This window comes from Actinoplanes oblitus, assembly GCF_030252345.1.
GTDB classification, from domain to species: domain Bacteria; phylum Actinomycetota; class Actinomycetes; order Mycobacteriales; family Micromonosporaceae; genus Actinoplanes; species Actinoplanes oblitus.
Map to the genome: position 1 here is coordinate 124,866 of NZ_CP126980.1, position 25,045 is coordinate 149,910.

General features: G+C 70.8%; 27 protein-coding genes. 18 read left to right on the forward strand and 9 right to left on the reverse strand.

The annotated features are described in order from the left end of the window. Positions 1-293: 293 nt before the first annotated feature. Both Actob_RS00560 and Actob_RS00565 read right to left on the reverse strand, forming a co-directional pair. Complete coding sequence (locus Actob_RS00560) at positions 294-1,253, reverse strand: diacylglycerol kinase family protein (protein WP_284917948.1); 960 nt, start codon at positions 1,251-1,253, stop codon at positions 294-296. 3 nt (positions 1,254-1,256) lie between these two features. Then, positions 1,257-2,549: an adenylosuccinate synthase gene (locus Actob_RS00565; RefSeq protein WP_284917949.1), complete on the reverse strand. Its 1,293-nt coding sequence runs from the start codon at positions 2,547-2,549 to the stop codon at positions 1,257-1,259. An 81-nt stretch (positions 2,550-2,630) separates the two neighbouring features. Between Actob_RS00565 and purD the strand changes: the two genes are divergently transcribed. Further along, positions 2,631-3,872 carry a phosphoribosylamine--glycine ligase gene (gene purD / locus Actob_RS00570; protein WP_284917950.1) on the forward strand — a complete coding sequence of 414 codons (1,242 nt, stop codon included), beginning with the start codon at positions 2,631-2,633 and terminating at the stop codon, positions 3,870-3,872. A 118-nt stretch (positions 3,873-3,990) separates the two neighbouring features. On the opposite strand, the gene Actob_RS00575 is transcribed toward purD, so the two are convergent. Beyond that, complete coding sequence (locus Actob_RS00575; RefSeq protein ID WP_284917951.1) at positions 3,991-4,440, reverse strand: SCP2 sterol-binding domain-containing protein; 450 nt, start codon at positions 4,438-4,440, stop codon at positions 3,991-3,993. 152 nt (positions 4,441-4,592) lie between these two features. On the opposite strand from Actob_RS00575, the gene purB reads away from it, so the two are divergent. The 4 genes from purB (at position 4,593) to purL (ending at position 9,410) form a co-directional block, all read left to right on the forward strand. Continuing rightward, positions 4,593-6,014, forward strand: coding sequence for an adenylosuccinate lyase (gene purB / locus Actob_RS00580; RefSeq protein ID WP_284917952.1), 1,422 nt, complete (start codon positions 4,593-4,595; stop codon positions 6,012-6,014). A 62-nt stretch (positions 6,015-6,076) separates the two neighbouring features. After that, positions 6,077-6,328 (forward strand): phosphoribosylformylglycinamidine synthase subunit PurS, encoded by a 252-nt coding sequence (gene purS, locus Actob_RS00585; RefSeq protein WP_284917953.1) that lies wholly within the window; start codon positions 6,077-6,079, stop codon positions 6,326-6,328. Then, positions 6,325-7,035, forward strand: coding sequence for a phosphoribosylformylglycinamidine synthase subunit PurQ (gene purQ, locus Actob_RS00590; RefSeq protein WP_284922547.1), 711 nt, complete (start codon positions 6,325-6,327; stop codon positions 7,033-7,035). Before purS ends, purQ begins: the two co-directional genes overlap by 4 nt. 41 nt (positions 7,036-7,076) lie before the next feature. Then, positions 7,077-9,410 carry a phosphoribosylformylglycinamidine synthase subunit PurL gene (purL, locus tag Actob_RS00595; protein WP_284922548.1) on the forward strand — a complete coding sequence of 778 codons (2,334 nt, stop codon included), beginning with the start codon at positions 7,077-7,079 and terminating at the stop codon, positions 9,408-9,410. Between the two features lie 67 nt (positions 9,411-9,477). Here the strand turns inward: purL and Actob_RS00600 are convergent, their stop codons facing one another. Next, complete coding sequence (locus Actob_RS00600; RefSeq protein WP_284917954.1) at positions 9,478-11,235, reverse strand: carboxypeptidase-like regulatory domain-containing protein; 1,758 nt, start codon at positions 11,233-11,235, stop codon at positions 9,478-9,480. A 162-nt stretch (positions 11,236-11,397) separates the two neighbouring features. On the opposite strand from Actob_RS00600, the gene Actob_RS00605 reads away from it, so the two are divergent. The 5 genes from Actob_RS00605 to amcA all read left to right on the forward strand — a co-directional run bounded on the left by Actob_RS00605 (position 11,398) and on the right by amcA (position 16,161). Next, positions 11,398-11,760 carry a sterol carrier family protein gene (locus Actob_RS00605; RefSeq protein WP_284917955.1) on the forward strand — a complete coding sequence of 121 codons (363 nt, stop codon included), beginning with the start codon at positions 11,398-11,400 and terminating at the stop codon, positions 11,758-11,760. A 121-nt stretch (positions 11,761-11,881) separates the two neighbouring features. Next, complete coding sequence (gene purF / locus Actob_RS00610; RefSeq protein WP_284917956.1) at positions 11,882-13,489, forward strand: amidophosphoribosyltransferase; 1,608 nt, start codon at positions 11,882-11,884, stop codon at positions 13,487-13,489. A gap of 37 nt (positions 13,490-13,526) precedes the next feature. Continuing rightward, positions 13,527-14,675, forward strand: a complete 1,149-nt coding sequence (purM, locus tag Actob_RS00615) for a phosphoribosylformylglycinamidine cyclo-ligase (RefSeq protein ID WP_284917957.1) — start codon at positions 13,527-13,529, stop codon at positions 14,673-14,675. A gap of 186 nt (positions 14,676-14,861) precedes the next feature. Further along, positions 14,862-15,965, forward strand: coding sequence for a cyclophane-forming radical SAM peptide maturase AmcB (gene amcB / locus Actob_RS00620; RefSeq protein ID WP_284922549.1), 1,104 nt, complete (start codon positions 14,862-14,864; stop codon positions 15,963-15,965). Further along, entirely contained in the window at positions 15,934-16,161 is a 228-nt protein-coding gene (gene amcA / locus Actob_RS00625) for a multiple cyclophane-containing RiPP AmcA (RefSeq protein WP_284917958.1), read from the forward strand. The genes amcB and amcA overlap by 32 nt, the downstream gene beginning before the upstream one ends. A gap of 345 nt (positions 16,162-16,506) precedes the next feature. Here the strand turns inward: amcA and Actob_RS00630 are convergent, their stop codons facing one another. Beyond that, complete coding sequence (locus Actob_RS00630) at positions 16,507-16,722, reverse strand: DUF3073 domain-containing protein (protein WP_284917959.1); 216 nt, start codon at positions 16,720-16,722, stop codon at positions 16,507-16,509. 193 nt (positions 16,723-16,915) lie between these two features. Continuing rightward, positions 16,916-17,995, reverse strand: a complete 1,080-nt coding sequence (locus Actob_RS00635; protein ID WP_284917960.1) for a Glu/Leu/Phe/Val family dehydrogenase — start codon at positions 17,993-17,995, stop codon at positions 16,916-16,918. 151 nt (positions 17,996-18,146) lie between these two features. Between Actob_RS00635 and Actob_RS00640 the strand changes: the two genes are divergently transcribed. Beyond that, the gene (locus Actob_RS00640) at positions 18,147-18,986 is read left to right on the forward strand and encodes a hypothetical protein (RefSeq protein WP_284917961.1); all 840 of its coding nucleotides are present in this window, start codon (positions 18,147-18,149) and stop codon (positions 18,984-18,986) included. Between the two features lie 281 nt (positions 18,987-19,267). Continuing rightward, on the forward strand, positions 19,268-19,477 hold the full coding sequence (locus tag Actob_RS00645) for a BldC family transcriptional regulator (RefSeq protein WP_014687221.1): 210 nt from the start codon (positions 19,268-19,270) through the stop codon (positions 19,475-19,477). 115 nt (positions 19,478-19,592) lie between these two features. Here Actob_RS00645 and Actob_RS00650 read toward each other — a convergent pair whose 3' ends face one another. Then, positions 19,593-19,964 (reverse strand): PPOX class F420-dependent oxidoreductase, encoded by a 372-nt coding sequence (locus Actob_RS00650; RefSeq protein ID WP_284917964.1) that lies wholly within the window; start codon positions 19,962-19,964, stop codon positions 19,593-19,595. Between the two features lie 18 nt (positions 19,965-19,982). Between Actob_RS00650 and Actob_RS00655 the strand changes: the two genes are divergently transcribed. The 4 genes from Actob_RS00655 (at position 19,983) to Actob_RS00670 (ending at position 23,264) form a co-directional block, all read left to right on the forward strand. After that, the gene (locus Actob_RS00655; protein ID WP_284917965.1) at positions 19,983-20,759 is read left to right on the forward strand and encodes a class I SAM-dependent methyltransferase; all 777 of its coding nucleotides are present in this window, start codon (positions 19,983-19,985) and stop codon (positions 20,757-20,759) included. Then, the gene (locus Actob_RS00660; RefSeq protein ID WP_284917966.1) at positions 20,756-21,322 is read left to right on the forward strand and encodes an RNA 2'-phosphotransferase; all 567 of its coding nucleotides are present in this window, start codon (positions 20,756-20,758) and stop codon (positions 21,320-21,322) included. The genes Actob_RS00655 and Actob_RS00660 overlap by 4 nt, the downstream gene beginning before the upstream one ends. Positions 21,323-21,405: 83 nt before the next feature. Then, positions 21,406-21,987 carry a hypothetical protein gene (locus tag Actob_RS00665; RefSeq protein ID WP_284917967.1) on the forward strand — a complete coding sequence of 194 codons (582 nt, stop codon included), beginning with the start codon at positions 21,406-21,408 and terminating at the stop codon, positions 21,985-21,987. Continuing rightward, complete coding sequence (locus Actob_RS00670; RefSeq protein WP_284917968.1) at positions 21,984-23,264, forward strand: PrsW family intramembrane metalloprotease; 1,281 nt, start codon at positions 21,984-21,986, stop codon at positions 23,262-23,264. The genes Actob_RS00665 and Actob_RS00670 overlap by 4 nt, the downstream gene beginning before the upstream one ends. Position 23,265: 1 nt before the next feature. Here the strand turns inward: Actob_RS00670 and Actob_RS00675 are convergent, their stop codons facing one another. Continuing rightward, a complete protein-coding gene (locus Actob_RS00675) occupies positions 23,266-23,514 on the reverse strand; it encodes a hypothetical protein (protein ID WP_284917969.1) in 249 nt (82 codons plus the stop codon). Positions 23,515-23,688: 174 nt separating this feature from the next. Between Actob_RS00675 and Actob_RS00680 the strand changes: the two genes are divergently transcribed. Continuing rightward, positions 23,689-24,087 carry a hotdog fold thioesterase gene (locus Actob_RS00680; RefSeq protein WP_328518461.1) on the forward strand — a complete coding sequence of 133 codons (399 nt, stop codon included), beginning with the start codon at positions 23,689-23,691 and terminating at the stop codon, positions 24,085-24,087. Between the two features lie 62 nt (positions 24,088-24,149). Beyond that, entirely contained in the window at positions 24,150-24,539 is a 390-nt protein-coding gene (locus Actob_RS00685) for a hypothetical protein (protein WP_284917972.1), read from the forward strand. Position 24,540: 1 nt separating this feature from the next. On the opposite strand, the gene Actob_RS00690 is transcribed toward Actob_RS00685, so the two are convergent. Next, positions 24,541-24,849: a hypothetical protein gene (locus tag Actob_RS00690; protein ID WP_284917974.1), complete on the reverse strand. Its 309-nt coding sequence runs from the start codon at positions 24,847-24,849 to the stop codon at positions 24,541-24,543. Positions 24,850-25,045: the final 196 nt, after the last annotated feature.

The window sequence follows — 25,045 nt, forward strand, 5'->3', positions numbered from 1 at the left end:
GAACTGGGTCGGGCCGACCAGTAGCCAACTGGTGGTGTCAGCGCTCCTGCCACGGCCAGCAGGTCTCGTGGCTGGCGCTCACGGTGGTGTCCGCGCTCCGGATACCACCGTCACGGCCAGCCGGGGTTTGGTGGCTGGCGCTCAGGGTGGTGTCCGGGCTCCGGATACTACCGTTACGGCCAGCCGGGGTTTGGTGGCTGGCGCTCAGGGTGGTGTCCGGGCCCCGGATACCGCCCGGATACCACCGTTACGGCCAGCCAGGGCTGATCTTGACGGCGGCGCCGGTATCTCCCTCAGGAAGAAGGCGCGTAGACGGCCCAGGCTCCCGCCTCGGTCCACCAGGACCTCTTGCGGCTGGTCGAGCCGGCCACCCCGTCGTCAAGGAACTGCAGCTCACCCTCCCGGGGCAGCACCGACACGGCACGCCCGCGAGCCCGGCGCACCTCCACGCGTACCCGAGTGCCCTTGAAACGCTGCTTGACCACCACCGGAACCGCCACCGCGACCTCCACCCGGCCGTCGGCCGGGTTTCCCTCGGCCAGCAGCCGCAACCCGTCGAACTCGGCGTAACCACCGCCGTTGCCGATCGCGCAGGCCAGGATGGGCTCCTCGCCCTCGCTCAGGACGCTGTCGTCGACCTCGACCCGGCCCCGCCACGGGACCGCCGCGCCGCTGTCGTCGGCGCCACCGAGCAGCGCGCCGTCCAGGGTGACCGAGCCGCCGTCGTTGCGCAGCAGGTCGAGGCGTTTCGCCGAGCCGGCCAGCACCGCCTTGGCCACGTCGGACGGGCTGCGCGGCAGGCCCAGCTGCGCGGCGAGATCCGTGTCGCCGGCCGGGTCGAGCGGCAGGATCGCTACCGGCGGCAGGTCGGGCACGGTGCGGGTGGCGGCCAGGTCGGCGGGACGCTTGCTGGGCGGCGGCGCCCAGCGGCGAACCATCCGGCGCACCACGGCCCGCAGCTGCCCGTCGGCGGCGACGGCCACCACCAGGCGCGGGCCGTCGGCCGGGCCCGGCCAGGTCAGGCCGTCGGTCCGGGCCGGCCCGTCGAACCGGGCCAGCACCGCGTCGATCTCCTGATCCGAACCGGCCAGCACCGTCTCCACCCGCGCGCCACCGTCCCGGAGCGCGTCGGCGCAGGCCAGCACGGGGGTCCGCGGGGTGGCGCAGAGGGCGTTGCACCCGCCGCAGCCGGCGGATCCGGAACCGCACGAGTCGCCCGACCCCTCGGCCAGGCTGAGGATGACGACCTCCATGACCTAGGCCTCGCTCAGCACCGAGTGCCGCTCGATGACCGCCTCGCGGCCCGGGCCGACGCCGACGATCGAGATCCGCGCGCCGATCCGCGCCTCGACGAACTCGACGAAGTCCTGCGCCTCCTGGGGCAGGTCCGCGAACTTGCGGCAGCCGGAGATGTCCTGCTTCCAGCCGGGCATCGTCTCGAAGATCGGCTTGGCGTGGTGGAAGTCGGTCTGGTTGATCGGCATCTCGTCGTGCCGGACGCCGTTCACCTCGTAGGCCACGCAGACCGGGATCTCGTCCAGGCCGTCGTAGTTGTCCAGCTTGGTCAGCACGAAGTCGGTGACGCCGTTGATCCGCTGCGCGTAGCGGCCGATCACCAGGTCGAGCCAGCCGATCCGGCGCGGGCGGCCGGTGGTGGTGCCGTACTCGTGGCCGACCTCGCGCAGGTAGTCGCCCCACTTGTCGTGCAGCTCGGTGGGGAACGGGCCCTCGCCGACCCGGCTGGTGAACGCCTTGAGCACGGCCACCACCCGGTCGATCCGGGTCGGCGGGATGCCGGAGCCGGTGCAGGCGCCGCCGGCCGTCGCGTTCGAGCTGGTCACGAACGGGTACGTGCCGTGGTCGACGTCGAGCAGGGTGGCCTGCCCGGCCTCGCAGAGCACGACCTTGTCGTTGTCCAGCGCCTGGGACAGCTCCAGGGCGGTGTCCGCGACGTACGGCCGGAGCCGGTCGACGTACGACAGCAGCTCCTGCACGACGTCGTCGACCTTGACCGCGCTGCGGTTGTAGATCTTCGACAGCACCTGGTTCTTGAAGGCCAGGGCGGCGGTGACCTTCTGCCGGAGGATGGACTCGTCGAAGAGGTCCTGCACCCGGATGCCGACCCGGTTCATCTTGTCGGCGTAGGTCGGGCCGATGCCGCGACCGGTGGTGCCGATCCGGCGGGCGCCCAGGAACCGCTCCGACACCTTGTCCAGCGAGCGGTTGTACGACGCGATGACGTGCGCGTTCGCGCTGATCCGCAGCCGGGACGTGTTGATGCCCCGGGCCTCCAGGCCGTCGATCTCCTGGAACAGCACGTTCAGGTCGACGACGACACCGTTGCCGATCACCGGTACGACGTTCGGGGAGAGGATCCCGCTCGGGAGCAGGTGGAGTGCGTATTTCTCGCCGTCGATGACGACGGTGTGGCCCGCGTTGTTGCCACCGTTGAACTTGACCACGTAGTCGAGCCGGTCACCCAGCAGGTCCGTGGCTTTGCCCTTACCCTCGTCGCCCCACTGGGCGCCGATCAACACGATCACCGGCACTTTTAGATATGCCTTTCCCCAAGGTCGTACCTGGAGGAGCCCGGGTACTGCCGAAGTTTACGCGACGTAGGATGGACCGTCGTGCGCGTACTTCTGATCGGCTCCGGTGGGCGCGAGCACGCGCTTGCCGTCGGGCTCGCCGCCGACCCGTCCGTCGAGTTCCTGGCCGCCGCGCCGGGAAACCCCGGGATCGCCCAGGTGGCGGAGCTGCACCCGGTGACCGCCACCGATCCGGCCGCTGTCGCGGCGCTCGCCGTCGAGCTGAGCGCCGACCTGGTTGTGATCGGCCCGGAGGCCCCGCTGGTGGCCGGCGTCGCCGACGCGGTCCGGGCCAAGGGCATCGCCTGCTTCGGCCCGTCCGCCGCCGCCGCGCGGCTGGAGGGCTCCAAGGCGTTCGCCAACGAGGTGATGGCGGCCGCCGGCGTGCCGACCGCGCGGTCGTTCGCGTGCACCACCGTCGAGCAGGCGAAAGCCGCGCTGGCCGAGTTCGGTGCGCCGTACGTGGTGAAGAACGACGGCCTGGCGGCCGGCAAGGGCGTCGTCGTCACCGACTCGCTGGACGCCGCGGTCAAGCACGCCGAGGAGTGCGGCAAGGTCGTCATCGAGGAGTTCCTGCCCGGTCCCGAGGTCTCGCTCTTCGTGATCACCGACGGCACCGCTGTCGCCCCGCTGATGCCGGCCCAGGACTTCAAGCGGCTCAAGGACGGCGACGAGGGGCCGAACACCGGCGGCATGGGCGCTTACGCTCCGCTCGACTGGGCGCCGGACGACCTGACCGAGCGGGTGCTCCGGGAGACCGTGGAGCCGACCCTCGCCGAGATGCGCAGGCGCGGCACCCCGTTCGCCGGCCTGCTCTACGTCGGCCTCGCGCTCACCCCGGACGGGCCCAAGGTCATCGAGTTCAACGCCCGCTTCGGCGACCCGGAGACCCAGGTGGTGCTGGCCCTGCTGGCCACGCCGCTGGCCGGGCTGCTCAAGGCGGCCGCCACCGGCACGCTGGCCGGGCACCCGCCGCTGCGCTGGCACGACGGTGCCGCGGTCACCGTCGTGGTGGCCGCCCACAACTATCCGGCCACCCCGCGCACCGGTGACGTCATCGAGGGTGCCGAGGTGCCTGGCGTGATCCACGCCGGCACGGCACGCGACGCCGAGGGGCGGCTGATCTCGGCAGGTGGCCGGGTGCTCAGCGTCACCGCCACCGGCACCGACCTGAGCGCCGCGCGGGAGGCCGCCTATGCGCTGGTCGCGGGCGTCGCCCTGCCCGGCGCGCAGTTCCGCTCCGACATCGCGCTGCGCGCGATCAAGGGCCAGATCAAGATCTGATTCCGGTACGCCGGGAGCCGCTCGCCCGTGGTCACGCGGCGAGCGGCTCCGGGCGTACGGAAAAGGGTGTGCGGTGATCGCGGGCAACCGCGACCGGACCGCACACCCTTTCGTGCTCTCAGGCCTTGGGGATGTCGAAGAGCTTGGCGATGCTGGCGGCCAGGGCCAGGTCGCCCTTCGCCTTGATCTTGCCGGTCATGAACAGCATCATCGGGTTGCCGTCGCCCGCCACGACCTTGAGGAAGGTCACCGCGTCCATGGTCATGGCCAGCTTCGGGTCGCGGACCGGCTCGTTGGTGACGGTGCAGGCACCGTTCTCGATCACGGTCTCGTAGGTGTTCGACGCGCCGTTCGGGCCGGTGATGATCCAGTGGATGACGGCCTGGGCGTCGCCCGCCTTGTCCGCGCGGAACAGGGTCGGCATCCGGTTGAAGACCTCGTCGAGGATCTTGCCGCGCGAGTCCGACGCCATGATCTCGCTGATCTTGGAGTCCGGAGTGGACTTGACGAGCTGGGCGAACTCCTTCGGGCCGATCGAGGAGAGCGACTCGAGGTTGAATTCAGTCATCGGTGGACCTTTCGGATGAGCGTCGAACTTACTCGCCAGTAACCTTAGTGAGAATGCCGCCTTTTCGTGCAGTCTGCCACCCCCAATTTCGTCGGCACCCGGTGTTAGCGGGTGCGGTGGGCCGTGTCGGGGCGCATGGAAGAATCGGTGCCGTGACCATCCCGAACGTGCTTGCCAGCCGCTACGCCTCCGCCGAACTCGTCACGCTCTGGTCCCCGGAGGAGAAGATCCGGATGGAGCGCCGGCTCTGGCTGGCCGTCCTGAAGGCCCAGCGTGATCTTGGTGTCGCGGTGCCCGAGGGCGCCGTCGAGGCGTACGAGTCAGTCCTCGACCAGGTCGACCTGGCCTCCATCGCGGCCCGCGAGCGGGTCACCCGGCACGACGTCAAGGCCCGCATCGAGGAGTTCTCCGAGCTGGCCGGGTTCGAGCAGATCCACAAGGGAATGACCTCCCGGGACCTCACCGAGAACGTCGAGCAGCTGCAGATCCGGGCGTCGCTGGAGCTGATCCGGGACCGGGTGGTGGCCACCCTGGCCCGGCTGGCCGCGCTCGCCGTCGAGCACTCCGACCTGGTGCTGACCGGTCGCTCGCACAACGTCGCGGCGCAGGCCACCACGCTCGGCAAGCGGTTCGCGTCGGCGACCGAGGAGCTGCTGATCGCGTACGAGCGGCTGACGGACCTGCTCGGCCGGTACCCGCTGCGCGGCATCAAGGGCCCGGTCGGCACCGCCGCCGACCAGCTGGACCTGCTCGACGGCTCGTTCTCGTCGCTGGAGCAGCTGGAGGCCAAGGTCGCCGAGCACCTCGGCTTCACCCGGGTGCTCAGCAGCGTCGGCCAGGTCTACCCGCGCTCGCTCGACTTCGACGTGGTGTCCGCGCTGGCCCAGATCGTCGCCGGCCCCTCCTCGCTGGCCACCACGATCCGCCTGATGGTCGGCCAGGAGCTGGTCACCGAGGGCTTCAAGCCGGGGCAGGTGGGCTCCTCGGCGATGCCGCACAAGATGAACACCCGCTCGTCGGAGCGGGTGAACGGCCTGGCCGTGATCGTCCGGGGTTACCTGTCGATGGTCGGCGAGCTGGCCGGCGACCAGTGGAACGAGGGCGACGTCTCCTGCTCGGTGGTGCGCCGGGTGGCCCTGCCGGACGCGTTCTTCGCCACCGACGGGCTGTTCCAGACGTTCCTCACCGTGCTCGACGAGTTCGGCGCCTACCCCGCGGTGATCGCCCGCGAGCTGGACCGGTTCCTGCCGTTCCTGGCCACCACCAAGCTCCTGGTGGCCGCGGTGCGCAAGGGCGTCGGCCGCGAGGTGGCCCACGAGGTGATCAAGGAGCACGCGGTCGCCGTGGCGCTCGCCATGCGGGAGAAGGGCGTGGCGGTCAACGACCTCTTCGACCGGCTCGCCATCGACGGCCGGCTCCAGCTGTCCCGCGCCGAGATCGACGCCCTGGTCGCCGATCGGGCCGCGTTCGTCGGTGCCGCCCCGGCTCAGGTGCGTGCGGTGGCCGATCGGGTCGCCGAGATCGTCGAGCGGCACCCGGCCGCCGCCGGTTACGCCCCCGCGCCCATCCTTTGAACTGCTTGAACAGTTGACCAGGTAGGCTCCTTCGTGCTTACACCTATCAGTCAGGAGTGCCCGTGGCTCGCGTCGTGGTCGACGTCATGCTCAAGCCGGAGATCCTGGATCCGCAGGGTCAGGCGGTGGCGAATGCCCTGCCCCGGCTCGGCGTCACCGATGTCTCCTCTGTCCGCATCGGCCGTCGGATCGAGATCGAATTCGATGGCGAACCCGACCTGGATCGGGCTCGTGAGATCGCCGACAAGCTGCTCGCCAACCCCGTGATCGAGGACTACCAGGTCCGGGTCGTGGCTGCGGCGGAGGTTGCCTGACCATGCGGATCGGTGTGGTCACCTTCCCCGGATCATTGGACGACGGGGACGCCGCCCGCGCCGCCCGGATCGCCGGCGCCGAGGCCGTCCGCCTCTGGCACGGGGACCCGGATCTGCACGGGGTGGACGCCGTGGTCCTGCCCGGCGGCTTCTCGTACGGCGACTATCTGCGCTGTGGCGCCATCGCGCGATTCGCTCCGGTGATGGAGACGATCGTCGACGCGGCCCGTGGCGGCCTGCCCGTGCTGGGCATCTGCAACGGCTTCCAGGTCCTCTGCGAGGCGCACCTGCTGCCCGGCGCGCTGACCCGGAACCAGCACCTGCACTTCCGCAACCGAGACCAGTGGCTCAAGGTCGAGGCCACGAACACCGCCTGGACCAACGGCTTCACGCCCGGCCAGGAGATCCTCATCCCGGTGAAGAACGGTGAGGGCTGCTACGTCGCCGACCCGGCCACCCTCGACAAGCTCGAGGCCGAGGGCCGCGTGATCGCGCGATACATCAAGGGCAACCCGAACGGGTCGCAGCGCGACATCGCCGGTATCACCAACGAGGCCGGCAACGTCGTCGGCATCATGCCGCACCCGGAACACGCCGTGGAGGCGCTGACCGGACCGTCGCTCGACGGCCTCGGCTTCTTCACCTCCGTCCTGCGGGCCCTGGCGGGGTCGTCAGCGGGCGGTCAGCTCGCAGGGGGACAGCAGTGACCACGCAGCAAGACAAGTCCGGCTTCGCTGCGACCGACGTCCTGGCCGAGGGGTTCGCGGACGGGCCGGACACGGTCCAGAAGGCCGAGCAGTCCTCGGACGAGCTCCAGCCGTACGCCGAGCTCGGTCTCAAGGACGACGAGTACGCGCGGATCAAGGAGATCCTCGGCCGCCGGCCGACCGCCTCCGAGCTCGCGATGTACTCGATCATGTGGAGTGAGCACTGCTCGTACAAGTCGAGCAAGGTGCACCTGCGCGAGTTCGTCGCCAAGGTCCCCAAGAACACCCGGATGCTGGCCGGCATCGGGGAGAACGCGGGCGTCGTCCAGGTCTCCGACGACCTCGCGGTCACCTTCAAGGTCGAGTCGCACAACCACCCGAGCTACGTCGAGCCCTACCAGGGCGCGGCGACCGGCGTCGGCGGCATCGTCCGGGACATCCTGGCGATGGGCGCCCGCCCGATCGCGGTGATGGACCCGCTGCGCTTCGGCGCGGCCGACCACCCGGACACCGCCCGGGTGCTGCCCGGCGTGGTCGCCGGCATCGGCGGCTACGGCAACTGCCTCGGCCTGCCGAACATCGGCGGCGAGATCGTCTTCGACCCGTGCTACCAGGGCAACCCGCTGGTCAACGCGCTGAGCATCGGCGTCCTGCCGGTCGAGCGGCTGCAAAAGAAGGAAGCCACCGGCACCGGCAACATCGTGGTGCTGCTCGGCGCCCGGACCGGCCGGGACGGCATCGGCGGGGTCTCCGTGCTGGCGTCCGCCACCTTCGACGAGGAGGCCGAGCAGCGCCGCCCGTCGGTGCAGGTCGGCGACCCGTTCATGGAGAAACTCCTGATCGAGAGCTGCCTCGAGCTGTACGACGCCGGCCTGGTCACCGGCATCCAGGACCTCGGCGGCGCCGGCCTGACCTGCGCGCTCACCGAGACCGCCGCGGCGGCCGGCACCGGCATGCGGGTCTGGCTGGAGCGGGTCCCGCTGCGCGAGGCCTCGATGTCGCCCACCGAGATCCTGGCCAGCGAGTCGCAGGAGCGGATGCTCCTGATCGTCACCCCGGAGAACCTCGACGCGGTCCTCAAGGTCGCGGAGAAGTGGGGCGTCTGGGCCACCGCGATCGGCGAGGTCACCGCCCGCGCCGAGGACGGCACCCCGGGCCGCCTGGTGATCACCTGGAACGACCACGTCGTGGTGGACGTGCCCCCGGGCTCGCTCGCCGACGACGGTCCGGTCTACGAGCGGCCGCTGCGCGAGCCGTCCGACCTGATCCTGCTCCAGGCCGACCGGGCCGAGACGCTGCCGCGCCCGTCCACCGGCGACGAGCTGCGCGAGACGGTGCTGCGGATGATCGCCTCGCCGAACCTGTGCGACAAGACCTGGGTGACCGAGCAGTACGACAGGTATGTGCTCGGCAACACCGTGCTCGCCCAGCCGGAGGACGCCGGCGTGCTGCGGCTCGACGAGGAGAGCAACCTCGGCGTGGCGCTGTCGGTGGACGGCAACGGGCGGTTCGCGCGGCTCGACCCGTACGAGGGTGCGAAGCTGGCGCTGGCCGAGGCGTACCGGAACGTCGCCGTCACCGGCGCCGAGCCGATCGCCGTCACCGACTGCCTGAACTTCGGCTCGCCCGAGGACCCGGCCGTGATGTGGCAGTTCGCCCGCGCGGTGCAGGGCCTGGCGGACGGCTGCCAGCAGCTGGGCACCCCGGTGACCGGCGGCAACGTCAGCTTCTACAACCAGACCGGCGCCGCGGCGATCCACCCCACCCCGGTGGTCGGCGTGATGGGCCTGTTCGACGACGTCACCCGGCGGATCCCGATGGGCTTCAAGGCCGGCGGCGAGCTCCTCTTCCTGCTCGGCGAGACCCGGGCCGAGCTGTCCGGCTCGGAGTGGGCCTGGGTGACCCACGGTCACCTCGGCGGCCGCCCGCCCAAGGTCGACCTGGCGGCCGAGCAGACGCTCGGCAAGCTGATGGCGCGGGCCTCGCAGACCGGCCTGGTCAGCGCGGCGCACGACCTCTCCGACGGTGGCCTGGCGCAGGTCCTGGTGGAGAGCTGCCTGCGCTACGGCACCGGCGCGACGGTGACCGTCGAGTCGGCGTTCGTCGAGCTGTTCAGCGAGTCGGCGGGGCGTGCCCTGGTGGCCGTGCCGCGCGGCCACGAGAAAGCGTTCGTGGCGCTGGCCGCCGAGCTGGGCGTCCCGTGCGCCAAGATCGGCGTCACCACCGACGCGGCGGCGCTGGAGGTGACCGGGCAGTTCACGATCCCGCTGGACGAGCTGCGGACGGCGTACTCCGGCACCCTGCCGAAGCTGTTCGGTGCGCCGGCCGGCGAGAGCCGTTCGGTGACGCTGGAGCTGATCGAGCCGCAGTCCTGACCGGCACATAGCGAAAAGGGCCCCGCGCGATCGCGCGGGGCCCTTTCTCGTTGCCTACCTGGTCAGGTCACTCTTCCCAGTCGCGGTTGCCGCGCCGGTGCGGGTCCTGCCCGTACGGCCCGGGCTGTGCCTGGTTGCCGTAGTTGCCGCCGTGCTGGTCGTAGCCCGGCTGCTGGCCGTAGCCGGCCTGGTCGGGCTGGCCGTAGCCACCCTGCGCCTGGTCGTAGCCGGCCTGGTCGTAACCGCCGTGACCCTGGTCGTAGCCGGCGCCGTACCCGCCGGCGCCGCCGTAGGTGCCACCGTTGTCCGCCTGGTTGCCCCAGCCGGCCTGGTCGTCGTAGCCGCCACCGTAACCGTCGTTGTTCGGCTGGTAGAGGTTGGTGTGCTCGTCGTACCGCTGCGGCTGCTGCGGCTGCTCCGGCTGGTACATGCTGGTGTGCTCGTCGTAGCGCTGCTGGCCGTTGTCGTAACCGCCGGCCTGCGCGCCGTACTGACCGCCGTCGGCGTACTCACCGCCGCCGTAGCCACCCTGGTTGTCCCACTGGCTGCCGGCCGCGCCGCCGCCGCCGACGAAGCCACCGGCCGGCGGCATCGGAGCGCCGTACGGGTCGGGGAACTCGTCCTCGACCGGCGCCCGGTGGATCATCGTGGGGGCGTCGCCGATACCGCCCGCGCCCATCGCGGCGCCCATCCCGGGGCCGGCCACCATGGTGGCGTCGTTGCCGCGGGCGCCGACCGGCGCGGCCACCCGGGTGGCGTCAGCGGCGTACCGGCCGGGGCCGGCCGGACTGCCGATCGGGCCGCCGCCGAAGCCGTCCGCGTCGTCGTCGTTGTTGTTCTGCGCGCTCTTGCGGCGCAGCATGACCAGCACCATCGCGCCGATCCCGGCCGCCACCAGCAGGCCGCCGACGACCAGCAGCATCCAGGAGATGCCACCGTCCTCGGAGGCATTGGTGGTGTCCGCCGCGACAGTGTTCGCCGCGGTGGCCGCGTCGGTGGTCGGCTCGTCGTCCTCGGTGGCCTCGTCGGCAGGCGTCGCGCTGGCCGAGACGCTCGGCGAGGCGCTCGCCGAGGCGGACGCGGCGGCGGCCGGCTTGAGGGTGACGGTGGCGCTGACGCTCCGGTTGGCCCGGCCGTTGACAGTGGTCTTGCCGCCCTTGTAGCCGTCCAGGACGGCGCCGACGGTGATCGATCCCGGCGAGATCGGCTGCGCGTCGGACGAGGTGAAGGCGAACTGGCCGTCCCCGTCGGTGGTCGCCTGGTACGTGTGGCCCTGGCTGTCGGTCATCGCGACGCTGGCGCCGGCGAGCCGGGTGCCGTCGACGGCGCGGACCTTGCCGGAGACCTGCCGGACCGTCTTCGGCGCCTCGGGGCCCTTAGCGGTGATCTTCACCTTCCGCGTGGTGGGCGGGGAGCCGGCGACGGTGGCCGTCACCTGGAAGAAGAGATCCTGCGTCTGACCCTGGCCGACCTGCGGCAGCGCGATCTGCGCGTTGAAGGACTGCTTCTGCCCGACGGGGATGGTGGCGGTCTGGCTCCCGCAGCCGCTGTTGCACGCGCCGCCGGCGAGCTCGGCCACGATGCCGACGTTGGGATCGCCGCCGCCCTGCTCGCCACCGGTGCCCCCGCCGTCGCCCTGCGACCCGGGGTTACCAACCGTGTACGACACGGTTACAGTGGTGCCGGAGGCGCCGCTCAGCGACTCGGGCATCTGCACGGTGGGTGAGTCAGCCAGTGCAGCAGTCTGCACGCCGGCCACCAGGCCGACGACCAGCGCCAGGAACGCACCGGCCTGGATCGCCCGGCCTCGTAGGTGCGTTGTCACGTCCACCGCCTTCACCGCCTTCCGTGTCGCGCGGTCTCCGGCTTCCTGCCCGTCAGATCTCCCGCGACTCATACGCCGTCGGCAACTATGCCTTGTCGCACGCCTTTTGCGCGACCCAGGGGCGTGTGCCGTTGTCGGCGAACCGCGTCGTATCGTCCCGACATGTCGCCTGCGCACAATAATTCCGAGTCGGTGGCCGCGGCGTTGGACGCGCTGGACCGGGGTGCGGAACCTGACCGCCCGGTCCTGCGTGACGCGGTCCGTGCCCTGCTGACCGAGTTGTCCCAGCGCGCGCCTGGCCGTTCGGTGGAGGTGCGAATTCCACCTTTCGGTGCGATTCAGTGCGTGCCCGGTCCGCGGCACACCCGCGGCACACCGCCCAATGTGGTGGAAACGGATCCGATGACGTGGCTGCTCGTGGCCACCGGCCGCCTCGGCTGGGCGGAGGCGGTCGGCGACGGCCGCCTGCGGGCCAGCGGGATCCGCACCGATCTCACCGAGTACCTGCCGCTGACCCCGGAATGAGGCAGGGCCGGGCGGCTCCGGGCTCGCGTACACTGGGCGGTCGGAGCGAGCGGAGTTCGGGCAGACCAGCGGTGGTCGCGCTTCGAGCAGTTCGTGCGAACCGACATGAGGGAGCAAGCAGGTGCCCCGAGGCGACGGCCGATTGACCGACGATCTCGACCCCCAGGAGCGCGGCCCCCAGGATGCCTGTGGCGTCTTCGGCGTCTGGGCCCCCGAGGAAGAGGTCGCCAAACTCACGTACTTCGGGCTCTACGCACTGCAGCACCGGGGGCAGGAGGCCGCCGGCATCGCGGTGAGCGACGGCTCCGGTGTCGTGGTCTACAAGGACGTCGGCCTGGTCTCCCAGGTCTTCGACGAGCCGACGCTGGCCAGCCTGCGCGGCCACCTCGCGATCGGGCACGCGCGCTATTCGACCACCGGCGGGTCGAACTGGGAGAACGCGCAGCCCACCATCCGGGCCACCACGGCAGGCACCACCATCGCGCTGGCCCACAACGGCAACCTGGTGAACACCGCCGAGCTGGCCAAGGAGGTCGCCGACCGCGGCCTCGAGGTGGGCGACGCCACCTCGGACACCGCGCTGGTCACCACCCTGCTCGCCGGTCGTCCCGACATGTCGGTCGAGGCCGCGGCGCTGGAGGTGCTGCCCACCCTGCGTGGCGCGTTCAGCTTCGTCTTCATGGACGAGCACACCCTGTACGCCGCGCGTGACCCGCAGGGCGTGCGCCCGCTGGTGCTCGGTCGGATGGAGCGCGGCTGGGTGGTCGCCAGCGAGACCGCCGCCCTGGACATCACCGGCGCCAGCTTCGTCCGCGAGGTCGAGCCCGGCGAGATCATCGCGATCGACGAGCACGGCCTGCGCTCCTCGCGGTTCGCCGCCCCGGAGCCCAAGGGCTGCCTCTTCGAATACGTGTACCTCGCCCGCCCGGACACCACCATCGCCGGTCGCAACATCTACGCCGCCCGCGTCGAGGTGGGCCGCAAGCTGGCCAAGGAGCACCCGGTCGAGGCCGACCTGGTGATCGGCGTCCCGGAGTCCGGCATCCCGGCCGCGATCGGGTACGCCGAGGCGTCCGGCATTCCGTACAGCGCCGGCTTCATGAAGAACGCGTATGTCGGCCGCACCTTCATCCAGCCCTCGCAGACCATCCGCCAGCTGGGCATCCGGCTCAAGCTGAACCCGCTGCGCGAGGTGGTCCGGGGCAAGCGGATCGTGGTGGTCGACGACTCCATCGTCCGGGGCAACACCCAGCGCGCCCAGATCCGGATGCTGCGCGAGGCGGGTGCCCTCGAGGTGCACGTGCGGATCTCCTCGCCGCCGGTGAAGTGGCCGTGTTTCTACGGCATCGACTTCGCCACCCGCGCCGAGCTGATCGCTAACGGTCTGGAGCTGGACGGCATCCGCCGCTCGATCGGCGCCGACAGCCTGGGTTACGTGTCGCTGGACAACCTGGTCCAGGCCACCGAGCAGCCGCGGACCCGGCTCTGCATGGCCTGCTTCGACGGGGAGTACCCGATCGAGCTGCCGGCCGCCGACCTGATCGGCAAGCACGTGCTGGAGGGCGTCGGCCGCCGGGCCGCGATGCCGGGAGCGTCGGAGGAGGCGGCCGAGGCGGCCGTCACCGACCTCGAGTCCGGTTACGAGGCCCGTGAGCACGGTGCCGACCACGCGGCACCGTCGCCGCTGGTCGCCAGCCCGGGTGGCGCCTCCGCGCTGCACCATCCGTGACTTTTCCGTTTTTCGCAGAACCGCTAAGGGGAGAACCGTGACGCACGTGTCCGAGCGCAGTGCCGGATCGAACGGCGCTGAGGGCGGCGACCGACAGCCGTGGACGGCAGGCGCCGGCCGCGGGCCGCGCAAGCGCTCCGCGACGTACGCGGCCGCGGGTGTCTCGATCGACGCCGGCGATCGGGCTGTCGAGCTGCTCAAGTCCAAGGTGAAGAAGACCACCCGTCCCGAGGTGATGGGTGACCTGGGTGGCTTCTCCGGGCTGTTCCGGCTGAACACCGCGAAGTACAAGAGCCCGATCCTGGCCTCGTCCACCGACGGCGTCGGCACCAAGCTGGTCATCGCTCAGCAGCTCGACATCCACGACACGATCGGTATCGACCTGGTCGCCATGGTCGTCGACGACCTGGTGGCCTGCGGCGCCGAGCCGCTGTTCCTGCTCGACTACATCGCCTGCGGCGAGGTCGTCCCGGACAAGATCGCCGAGATCGGCGCCGGCATCGCCGACGGCTGCCGCTACGCGGGGTGTGCCCTGCTCGGCGGCGAGACCGCCGAGCACCCGGGCGTGCTGCGCCCGGACGAGTACGACGTCTCCGCCACCGGTGTCGGCGTGGTCGAGGAGAGCGAGATCCTCGGCAAGGAGCGGGTCGAGCTGGGCGACGCGGTGATCGCCATGCGCTCCTCCGGCCTGCACTCGAACGGTTACTCGCTGGTCCGTCACGTCCTGCTGGGCGCCGGCCGGATGCGCCTGGACACCGTGGTCGACGACTTCGGCACCTCGCGCACCCTGGGCGAGGAGCTGCTGACCCCGACCAAGATCTACGCCAAGGACTGCCTGGGCCTGATCGAGGAGACCGACGTCCGGGCGTTCTCGCACGTCACCGGCGGCGGCATCCCCGGCAACCTGAACCGCGTGCTGCCGGGCACCATGGACGCCGTGGTGGACCGTTCCACCTGGCGCCCGCAGCCGATCTTCGACCTGATCCAGGCCAAGGGGCGGATCGAGGACTCGGAGATGGAGGCCACCTTCAACATGGGCGTCGGCATGTTCGCGATCGTCTCGTCCGACGACGCCGACCGCGCGATGGCCTACCTGGCCGGCCGCGGGGTCGAGGCGTGGCAGGTCGGCGAGGTCATCGAGGGTGACGGCCAGGTGCGGATGATGGGCTCCTACACCCGGGGCTGACAGTGAGTGACGGTGACCGCTCATACGTGAGTCTGGTTCGTCATAGGTCCACCGTGAAATGATCCGTGTGTGCCGATGTCCGGCACATACGGATCTTTCGCATGAGTTCTGGACCGCGAGGCCTAGCCTGGCCCTGTGTCACGGGCGCCGGACGGGAGGTACGCGATGGCGGACGCGTGGAGCGGGATGAGTGGCATCTCCGCGGAACCCTCCTACGTGGTGATGCAGCCGACTACTCTGTGCAATCTGGCCTGCGGCTACTGTTACCTGCCGTTCCGCCGGGAGAACTGGAAGATGCCGGTCGCCGTGGCCGAGGCGGTCGCCGCCGAGGTCGCCGGTTTCGCCGGGTCGGGCCGGTTCTCCGTGGTCTGGCACGGCGGTGAGCCGCTCGCGGCCGGCCCGGACCACCTGGCCGCGCTCGTCGCGCCGTTCGGCGCGGGTGTGGAGCATCACGTGCAGACCAACGCGACGCTGATCGACGACGCCTGGTGCGAGTTCTTCATCGCCCACGACGTCCGGGTCAGCGTGAGCGTGGACGGTCCCCGGGAGCGCAACGGCGACCGGGTCGATCGGGGCGGCAAGCCGGCCTACGACCTGATCACCAAGGGGATCGAAGCGCTTCAGCGGCACGGCATCCCGTTCTCCGCCCTCTGCGTGGTCTCCGAGCCGCGTCCCGGTGTGGCCACCGAGCTCTACGACTACTTCCTCGGCCTGGGCTGCGAGGTGCTCGGCATCAACGTGGAGGAGCAGGAGGGGGTCAACCTCCGGCTGAACCGCCATGACCCGGCCGCGGTGACCGCGTTCTGGGCCGAGCTGGTCGGTGCCTGGCGCGCGGCGCCACGGATCCACCTGCGTGAGGTGGAGTGGTCACTGCGATACGCCGCGGCGGTCCTCGACGGCACCGCCGACGGGCTGTTGCCCCGGCAGCTGGATCCGATTCCCACGGTGGCCCACGACGGCTCGGTGGTGCTGCTCTCGCCCGAGCTGGCCGGCTTCCACGATCCCCGGTACGGCGACTTCACCAGCGGCAACGTGCTCACCACCCCGCTGCGCCGGATCCTCGCGGAGGCGGCGGCGACGCCGTGGATCGGCGAGTTCCTGGAGGGGGTCGAGGGGTGCCGGCGCAGTTGCCCGTACTTCGGCTTCTGTGGCGGCGCCCACGCGGCCAACCGCTACTTCGAACACGGCAGGTTCGACGTCACCGAGACGAACCACTGCCGGAACAGCAAGATTCGCCTACTGGAGGGAGTGCTGGATCATGCCCGAGATCATCAGGCCACTGCTGTCTGACGGCGTGGAGACGGATCCGGTGACGGCACGGGTGCACGACACCCGGGACGGTCTGGCCGCGCTCATCGAGGAGGCGGAGACGGCTCGCCGGCAGCGTGCCGAGGAGGCGGTGCCGGGCAGCGGCTCGGCGGTGTGCGCGTGGAACCACTTCGAGAACATTCCCACGTTCTACAACTGGAACAACCGGCCGCGGTGAGACCGCCGGATGCGGAGCCGCATCAATGCGGGCGAACGCGGTGAGGCCGCCGGATGCGGGGCACCCAGTTGCGGGTGAACCCGTTGGTGGACGGCAATCGGCCACGCCGAAGCCAGTTCGCGCCCACGCCGACGGATCACGCGGGTGGGCGGCATCCGGCGCCGCCGAAGCGTTGTCGGGCCCACGCGAACGAGACAGCGCGTGGGCACCCCGGCAACGCTGAAGCGAGGCTCGGTCGAAGCCCACGCGGACAAAGCCCGCGTGGGCTTCAGTGCAACCGTAGGAGTTGATGACCGCGACACACGGGAGCACGCGGGTCAATCCGCGTGCTCTGTGCAATACGGGTCAAAGCCGCCTTGGAGGCGACCAGGAATCCTGGTCGTCGTCAGCGTCATCCTCGTCATCGTCGACGAACTCTTCGTTGTCGTCGTCGAAATGACGGTCGGACTGGCGTGTCCCAGCCAGTTCGCGCTGCAAGGCGGTGAGGTCGGTGTTCGGGGAGTGATACTTCAACTCCCTTGCCACCTTCGTCTGCTTGGCCTTAGCACGGCCGCGCCCCATGGCTCGACCCCCTCGCACAGAATTCGGGGCAGCCCGAAGGCGGGCCCCGATGACGTCAGGCATCTCTCGTGGGTCTTACGGTACATGGACGATGCCGTCTTCGGCACCTCGGGTTGCGTGTGACACTGCCGCGCGTCGCGGTTCGCTTTCTCCGACGCCGCGCGGCAGGCCCTGAACCGGTCCAGTGAGGCGTCTACCTGAGGTAGATCGAACGCAGTCGGCCGACCTCCGCCATGCGGCGTTCGGCCAGCCGGTCGGCGGCCACGGCCGGCGGCACGCCCTCGTCCCCGGCGAGCTGGAGGATGCGCCGGGTGGTGTCGAAGATGGCGGTGGCCCGCAGTTTCGCCCGATCGAAGTTGAAGCCCTCGATCTCGTCGGCCACCTGGATCACGCCGCCGGCGTTCACCACGTAGTCCGGGGTGTAGAGGATCCCGCGGTCGTCCAGCAGCTTGCCGATGCCCGGGTGGGCGAGCTGGTTGTTCGCCGCGCCGGTGACCACCTTGGCGCGCAGCACCGGGACCGTGTCGTCGTTCAGCGCGCCACCCAGGGCACAGGGCGCGTAGACGTCGAGGTCGGCGGTGATCAGCGCCTGGTTGTCGGCGACCAGCTCGACCGCCGGGTGGGTGGTCCGGGCCCACTCCAGGGCGGCCGGGTTCACGTCGGTGGCGACCACCGTGGCGCCGTCCTCGATCAGGTGGCCCACCAGGTACTTGCCGACCTTGCCCAGGCCGGCGACACCGACCGTGCGACCGGCCAGGGTGGGACTGCCCCAGGTGTGCTCGGCGGCGGCGCGCATGCCCTGGAAGACACCCCAGGCGGTGAGCACCGACGAGTCGCCGGCGCCGCCGTGCTCCACGCTGCGGCCGGTGACGTAGCGCGTCTCCCGGGCGATCACGTCCATGTCCGGTACGTAGGTGCCGACGTCGCAGGCGGTGTAGTAGCGGCCCTTCAGCGTCTCGACGAACCGGCCGTACGCCCGCAGCAGCGACTCGGACTTGACGGTGGCCGGGTCACCCCAGATCACCGCCTTGCCGCCGCCCAGGTCCAGACCGGCCAGCGCGTTCTTGTACGCCATCCCGCGGGACAGCTTGAGCACGTCGGCGAGGGCGGCGTCCTCGCTCTCGTACGGGTAGAACCGGGTGCCGCCGAGCGCGGGCCCGAGGGCCGTCGAGTAGATCCCGATGATCGCTTTGAGGCCGGAGACCCGGTCCTGGCAGAAGACGACCTGTTCGTGCCCGGTGGCGTCGCTGCCGTCGGTGTCGAACACACCCATCTTTAGTTCTCCTGATTCGTCGTGTGGGCCTTCGTGGGGCCCCGGACCCGGCGGGGTAGGCCGGACAAGGCGAGCGTAGTCGCGGGAATGGCACGGCGATTACGCCCGCGCGGGAAGTTCCTCCCGGCCGGATTCGTGAAAGGATCGCGCCGTGCCGTCTCTGTTCGCGTCGTACCTACGGGTTTACGAGCCGCTGACCGCCTTCGACCGGGAGCGGCAGGTTTTCTGGCGCCGTTATGCCAAGGAGGGTCGCGACCTCGGGCCGGTCGAGGGCCCGGTCCGGCAGCGCACCGCCGTGCTGGAGGCGCTCGGCGCCGGCTGGACCCGGCTGCCCGACCTGCCCGATGAGGCGTACGTGCTGGAGTGGGAGAACGCGCTGCTGGTCTGCCCGTGGAACCTGCGCCTGCGAGTCGCCGAGGCGGCGCTGAACGCCCGGGACGGCGTGCCGGCGGTGCTCGCCGACGCCTTCGTCCCGCCGGTGCTGGCCGGTCAGGCCAAGGCCGTGGTCGAGGACTGGCGCAGCGGTGCCCGGGTGCTGGAGCAGGGGGTGCCCCGGGTGCACGAGCAGATCGCCACCTGGGGCGTGCCGCTGCGCTGGTTCGCCTTCGTGGACCTGGACGAGCGGGAGATCTCGCTGACCGCCCGCCGGCGCACCCTGCGCTACCGCACCGAGATCTCCAAGGCACGCCGGCGGGCGCACCGGGCGGTCTCGGTGCTGCGCAAGTCGCTGGGCGACGCGCCGATCACCGAGGCGGTCGAAGAAGGCACCCGGTGGTTGGAGGAGTTCCATCCCCGCTCGGTCGTCGAGCTCGACTACGGCGGCCTGGTCAACCTCCTTCCGGAGGACAAACTCCGGGAGGACGATTCACCCGGGTTGGTGGCCGCCGGGCTGTCGGCACTGTCCCGGGGTGACGCCGACGCGGCCAGTGAGGCGTACGAGAAGTTGGTCGCTAGATGGCGAGTTGTCCAACTTCTGGAGCGGTCCAACTGACCTGCGGAAATAGGACAGACCGGGAACTTCTCCCGCCGATGAGAGCGCTCCCGAAGCGAACACTCTTCGTGATCGGTGCCAGGCGAAGCGTGATAATCGGACTAAACGAGACACTATCTGGCGTAGAAAACACGCAAAAATCGGGCATGCTTCATCCGTCTATCTGGGGACGTTCGTCCGTTCGGCCCATGTCGGACATCGGGGACTAGCCGGACCATGAGAGACGCACCGGCCGGCGGGACCCCGGCCGATGTTTTTAGGTACCTGTGGAGGAGTGACCGATGGCATCGCGTACGCACGATCCTGAGCCGCTACTAACGCCGGCCGAGGTGGCGTCGATGTTCCGTGTCGACCCGAAGACCGTCACCCGGTGGGCGAAGGCTGGCAAGCTCAGCGCTATTCGCACGCTCGGCGGCCACCGTCGCTACCGGGAGTCGGAGGTTCGCGCCCTGCTGCAGGGGCAGATTCCCACGCAGCGTCAGGGTGACTGACCGGTTCGACCTAGATCGTTGTAAGGGGCGTGCGCTGGGGAAGGCGTATCGCCCCTTCTTCGTCTGCTGAGTTCCCCGGACGGCCCGTTTTACTAGATCAACGAGCCGGGTGCGGTCAGGATACGAGGACCGCCACGGTTCCCTCGGTGCCGCGGCGGATCCGGCTGCCGAGCATGGTCAGCCGCCCGATCAGGCCGTACTTCCGCTTCAGCGTCTCGCCGACGCGCACCCGGTCGGCCAGGTCGCCGATCCGCGCGGTGGCCTCGATCGCCTCGCCGATGGGGTTGCCCCGGAAATCGCAGGCGGCAACGGTGACCCGCCCGTTGTTCTTGATCCGCTTCAGCTTGCCGGTGCCGGCCACCGTCCAGAACGCCAGGCCGCCGCCGTCGGGCACCACCCAGAGCGGGGTCGGCACCGCTCGTCCGTCCCTGCGGTATGTCGTGAGCAGGACGTATTTCTCCGAGGCGAGTTGCTCCAGGGTGGGCATGCCACAAGAGTAGTGACCATGGAGCAGCCGACGATCGGCGACGCCTTCGGCGACATGATCAGAGACGCGTACGCGGTACGGACCGGCATCGGCCCGCGCCCGCTGGCCGGTGGGCGCCTGCCCCGGCCGGTGATCGAGGTGATCGAACGGGACGACGGGCTGATCAACGGCGCTCCCGCCGACCACTACCTGGACGAGCCGGACGCCTGGCAGCCGCACGACCATCGAGCCCTGCGGCTGTGTCGCGGCCACGTGCTGGACATCGGCGTCGGAGCGGCCCGGATCGCGCTCGAGCTGCAACGCCGCGGCATGGCGGTGACCGGCCTGGACACCTCGGCCGGCGCGATCGAGGTGGCCCGCAAGCGCGGCCTGCGCGACACCGTGCTGAGCACCGTGGACGGGTACGCCCGCGCCACCGCCCGGTACGACACGTTCCTGCTGCTCGGCAACAACCTGGGCCTGCTGGAAGGCCCGGAGCGGGCGCCGGTCTTCCTGGACGCGCTGGCCCGGCTGGCGAACCCGGGTGCGCGGATCATCGCGCAGGGCGCCGACCCGTACGGCACCAAGGATCCGGTGCACGTGGCGTACCACCGGCGCAACCGGGACCGCGGCCGGCTCGGCGGGCAGCTGCGGCTGCGGCTGCGCTACCGGCTGGTGGCCAGCGACTGGTTCGACTACCTCAACTGCTCGGTCGACGAGCTGGCCGAGTTGCTCACCGGTACCGGGTGGCGGCTGAAAGCGATCGACCGCGAGGACCACCCGTACTACCTTGCGGTCATGGAGCGAGACCGTTGACCGAACTCTCCCGGGATCAGGTGCGCCTCAGCCGGCGGATGTCCCTGGTACTGCGCCACCGGCCCGAGGTGGCCGGTCTGACGCTCGACGCGAACGGCTGGGTGCCGGTCGCCGATCTCCTCGCCGCCCTGCGGATCAGCCGTGCCGAGCTGGACCACGTGGTCGCCTTCAACGACAAGTCCCGCTTCGCGATCGCCGCCGGCGACGACGGCGTGGAGCGGATCCGGGCCAGCCAGGGGCACTCCCGCCGGGTCGCCGTCGACCTGGACCTGCCGTCGGCCGAGCCGCCCGCGGTGCTCTACCACGGCACCCCGCGGGCCAACCTCGACTCGATCCTGCGCGACGGCCTGCGCCCGGGCTCCCGGCACCACGTGCATCTGTCGGTGGACGTGCCGACCGCGCTGACGGTGGGCCGGCGGCGGTCGGCCGACGTCGTGGTGCTCACCGTCGCGGCGGGCGCGATGACCGCCGATGGGCACCTGTTCCATCGCAGCGCCAACGGGGTCTGGTTGACCGCTGTCGTCCCACCGGCGCACCTTTCGCTAAAACGGACAAATCCGTAATCTGCCAGCTTGAGCGTCCATCCACAATGGTGGTACGCCCGGATCACCGGACATCTCCCGGGTCGTCTCGTTAGCGTGGACGGATGGGGACGGTCACGCGGCGTCATCTCACCGATATCCCCAGTGCACCCGGACTCGTCAGCGCCCTCGTTCTGGTCGTGGTGCTGGTGACCCTCGCGCTCGGTCTGCCGGCGCTCGACCGTGCCGTCCCGGCCCAGCGCGCGGTGCCGGCCGGGCAGCCGTACCGGGTCGGCGCCGGAGTGACGGTGGTGCCGCCACCGGGCGCGACGCTCGACGTCACCGGCACCAGGCCGGCCGACGACCGCGGCACCGCGCTGTTCCGGCTCGGCCGGGTGCGGTACGCGATAGCGGTGCAGCCCTTCTCCGGTGACCTCACCGCGGCCGCCGTCCGGCTCCGCCAGCGGATCACCGGCAACTCCGGCTACCAGGTGACCGGCACGCAGCTGGCGGTCTCCACCGCCGGCGGCCTGGCCGGTCTGCAGGGCGGGTACACCGCCGGCGACCGCGGCGGCCGGTACGCGGTCTTCGTCGCGCACGGCCTCAGCGTCGAGGTCACTGTCAGCGGTGCCGACCTGGACCTGGACCACACCCTGCCGGCCATCGACGCGAGCACCCGGACGCTGCGCTACGAGGGCGGCCGATGAGCGACCCGGTGCGGCCCGGCGCCGCCCGGGCGGCCACCCTGGTCCGGCTGCCCGCGTTCTGGGTGGTGGTCGTCCTGCTGGCGGCCGGCGCGGTCCGGATGTCGCAGCTGCTGGGCCGGTTCCTGGCCGCCTACCCGGTCGCCACGGTCACCGCCCTGGTCCTGTTCGCGCTGCTCGCCGTCCCGTTCTGGCTGTTCGTCCAGGAGCTGGACTTCCTGGAACGGGAGCCGGCCGGCCTGCTCGTCGTCGCGTTCGCCTGGGGTGGTCTGGTGGCCACCAGCGTCTCCATCCCGGGCAGCACGGCCCTGGAGGATCTGATCGCCAAGCTGGGCTCACCCGGCCTGGCCGCGGACTGGGGTGCCGCGCTGGCCGGTCCCACGGTCGAGGAGATCGCCAAGACGCTCGGCGTGGTCGCCATCGTGCTGATCGCCCGCTCCCAGGTGAACAGCGTGCTGGACGGGGTGGTCTACGGCGCGCTGGTCGGGCTGGGCTTCCAGATCGTCGAGGACATCGTCTTCGCGATCGGCGCTGTCGCGCTGGCCGGGCAGGGCGACGAGGTCCAGCCGGTGATCACCACGTTCCTGGTCCGCGGATTCCTGGCCGGGGTGTGGAGCCATACCCTGTTCGGCGCGCTGGCCGGCGCCGGCATCGGCTACCTGGTGGTCGCCACCGATCGTGGCTGGCCGCGCCGGCTCGCCATGGCCGCGCTGGCCCTCTTCGGCGCCTGGGCCTCGCACGTGCTGTGGAACTCGCCGCTGTTCCGCGACGGCCTGGGCAACGGCGCGGTGGCACTGCTCGCCGTGCTGGTCTTCAAGGGCCTGCCGCCGCTGCTGCTGATCCTCTGGCTGGTCCGCCGCGCGCACGACCGGGAGGCGGAGTTCTACGTCGCCCGGCTGGCCCGCCTCGGCGATCCCGAAGTGATCACCGAGGGCGAGCTGCGGGCGCTGGGCTCGGGTGCGCGCCGGGCCGCGGCCCGCCGTCATGCCGCGGACCGCGCGGGTCGCAAAGCCAGGGCTGCGGTACGCCGTTTGCAGCGTGCCCAGGCCCGGCTGGCGGTCGAGCTCAGCCGGGCCCCGGAACTCGCCGGGCCGGCGCACTCCCTCGCCGGCCCGCAGCACGCCGAGGTGCGCGCCCACCGGGCCGCCCTGGTCGCGCTGGGACACCCGGAAGCGGTCGAGGGCCACCGGTCCTGGCGGCACACCGCTTCGACGGCGGTCACCGCGGCGGTGGCGATCGCCGTGCTCTGGGTCGCGCTGTCCGCCCTCGGCGGCTCCTGACTCAGGCGACCGGCGGGATCCCGCCGTCACCGTCGACGATGGTGTCCGGGGTGCCGTCCTCGTCGAGGTCCACCATCGTCACGTCGACCTTGCCGTCGCCGTCGGTGTCGAACTGGAACAGGTCCGGCTTGCCGTCCCCGTCGGTGTCCGACACCCACACGTCGATCTTCCCGTCGTGGTTCGCGTCGCTGGTGATCAGGTCGACGCGGTCGTCGCCCCGGGTCTCGACGATCTCCTGCGGCTCGCTCATCTCGTCTCCTTCAGCTCGGGTTCCGCCCGACTGTGCCGCTTCGTCACCCCCGGCACAACCGCCACATCAATACCCGGCACACGCAAGGGGCAGTCCGCCGGCGGTGCCGGGTACCGCCGGGCCCGGCGCGCGGCGCGGGTAACGTACGCCGTCGTGGATATCGCGGAAGACGGCATGCAGCACCTCTTCACCAGCAACGGAGGCGGTGCGCTCGCCGAGCGGATGGGCATCAGGATCACCGAGGCGACCGCCGAGCGGGTGGTCGGGACGATGCCCGTCGAGGGCAACACCCAGCCGTACGGCCTGCTGCACGGCGGGGCGTCCTGCGTGCTCGCCGAGACCCTCGGCTCGGTCGGCGCGGTGCTGCACGGCCAGACAGTGGACCGGCCGTTCGCCGTCGGGGTGGACATCAACGCGACCCACCACAAGGCGGCCCGCTCCGGGCTGGTGACCGGCGTCGCGGTGCCGGTGCACCGGGGACGTGCCGTCGCCACCTACGAGGTGGTCCTGGAGGACGAGGCCGGCGAGCGGGTCTGCACCGCCCGGATCACCTGCCTGCTGCGCGGCGCGTGATCAGTAAGGGTTCCGCACTGATCAACGGGCGGTCCTTGACGGTTCCGCGTACGGTTCTCAACGTGACCGAAGTACCACAGCATGCGTTCGACGACGCCACGCAGATCCTGACCTGCGCGCTCAGTGGTGACCACGATGCTGTGGCCAGCACCTTCGACGCCGTCGTCTCGCGGGACGGCGTGGTCGGCGCCTGGGATGTCGCGTGGTGCCTCGCCGCGACGATGGTCGGCGACCTGCCCGGCGGTGGTGGCTGGACCCTCGAGTTCCCCGGCATCGACGACGCGCGTTACGACAAGCGCTGGGTCGCCCGCTTCGTCAGCGCGTATGTGAACGGTGACTTCCCGACCGGCGAGGCGCTGTTCGGCGCCGCGATCGCCGACGGGCAACTGCCGGACTGCCTGCTCGCCCTCGCCGGCTCCACGGTCGCCACCCTGCGTCATCGGGCGGCGTGACTCACCGCGTCTTGTGGTAAAGCGCTTTCGCGTACTGCGTCGCGGCGGCCGCGTTGTACATCGACGCGAACGACATGAAGAACTGGTTGTCGGAGATCGTCCGGGACGCGTGTGCGGTACCGGCGAACCGGATGTCAGCTTCCGCCTCGGACAGGCCCCGCGCCTTGAACTGCCGACGCATCGCCTGCTTACCGCTGCGGAAGGCGTCGGCGGCCTCCTCGGCCAGCTTCAAGAAGGTCATCGCCTTCTCGCTCATCGCCTCGGCCAGGTTGTAGGCCGTCTGTTCTTCCTCGTTGGTGAAGGTCTGCACGACGCTGAGCCTCCTCACGAACCCGGGTCCAGAGCGGACCGATCCCGATAACACTCTGATTGAGGCGGCGGCCGCCTACAAGGGCCCACGCATGCCGGGGGCCGCGCGATCCACGTAGGAGCGTGACGCCGATCACGGTGATGACTGCCGACAATCGGTCGAAACGGGGAGGCGCGCCGGAACGGTACCGTTCTAC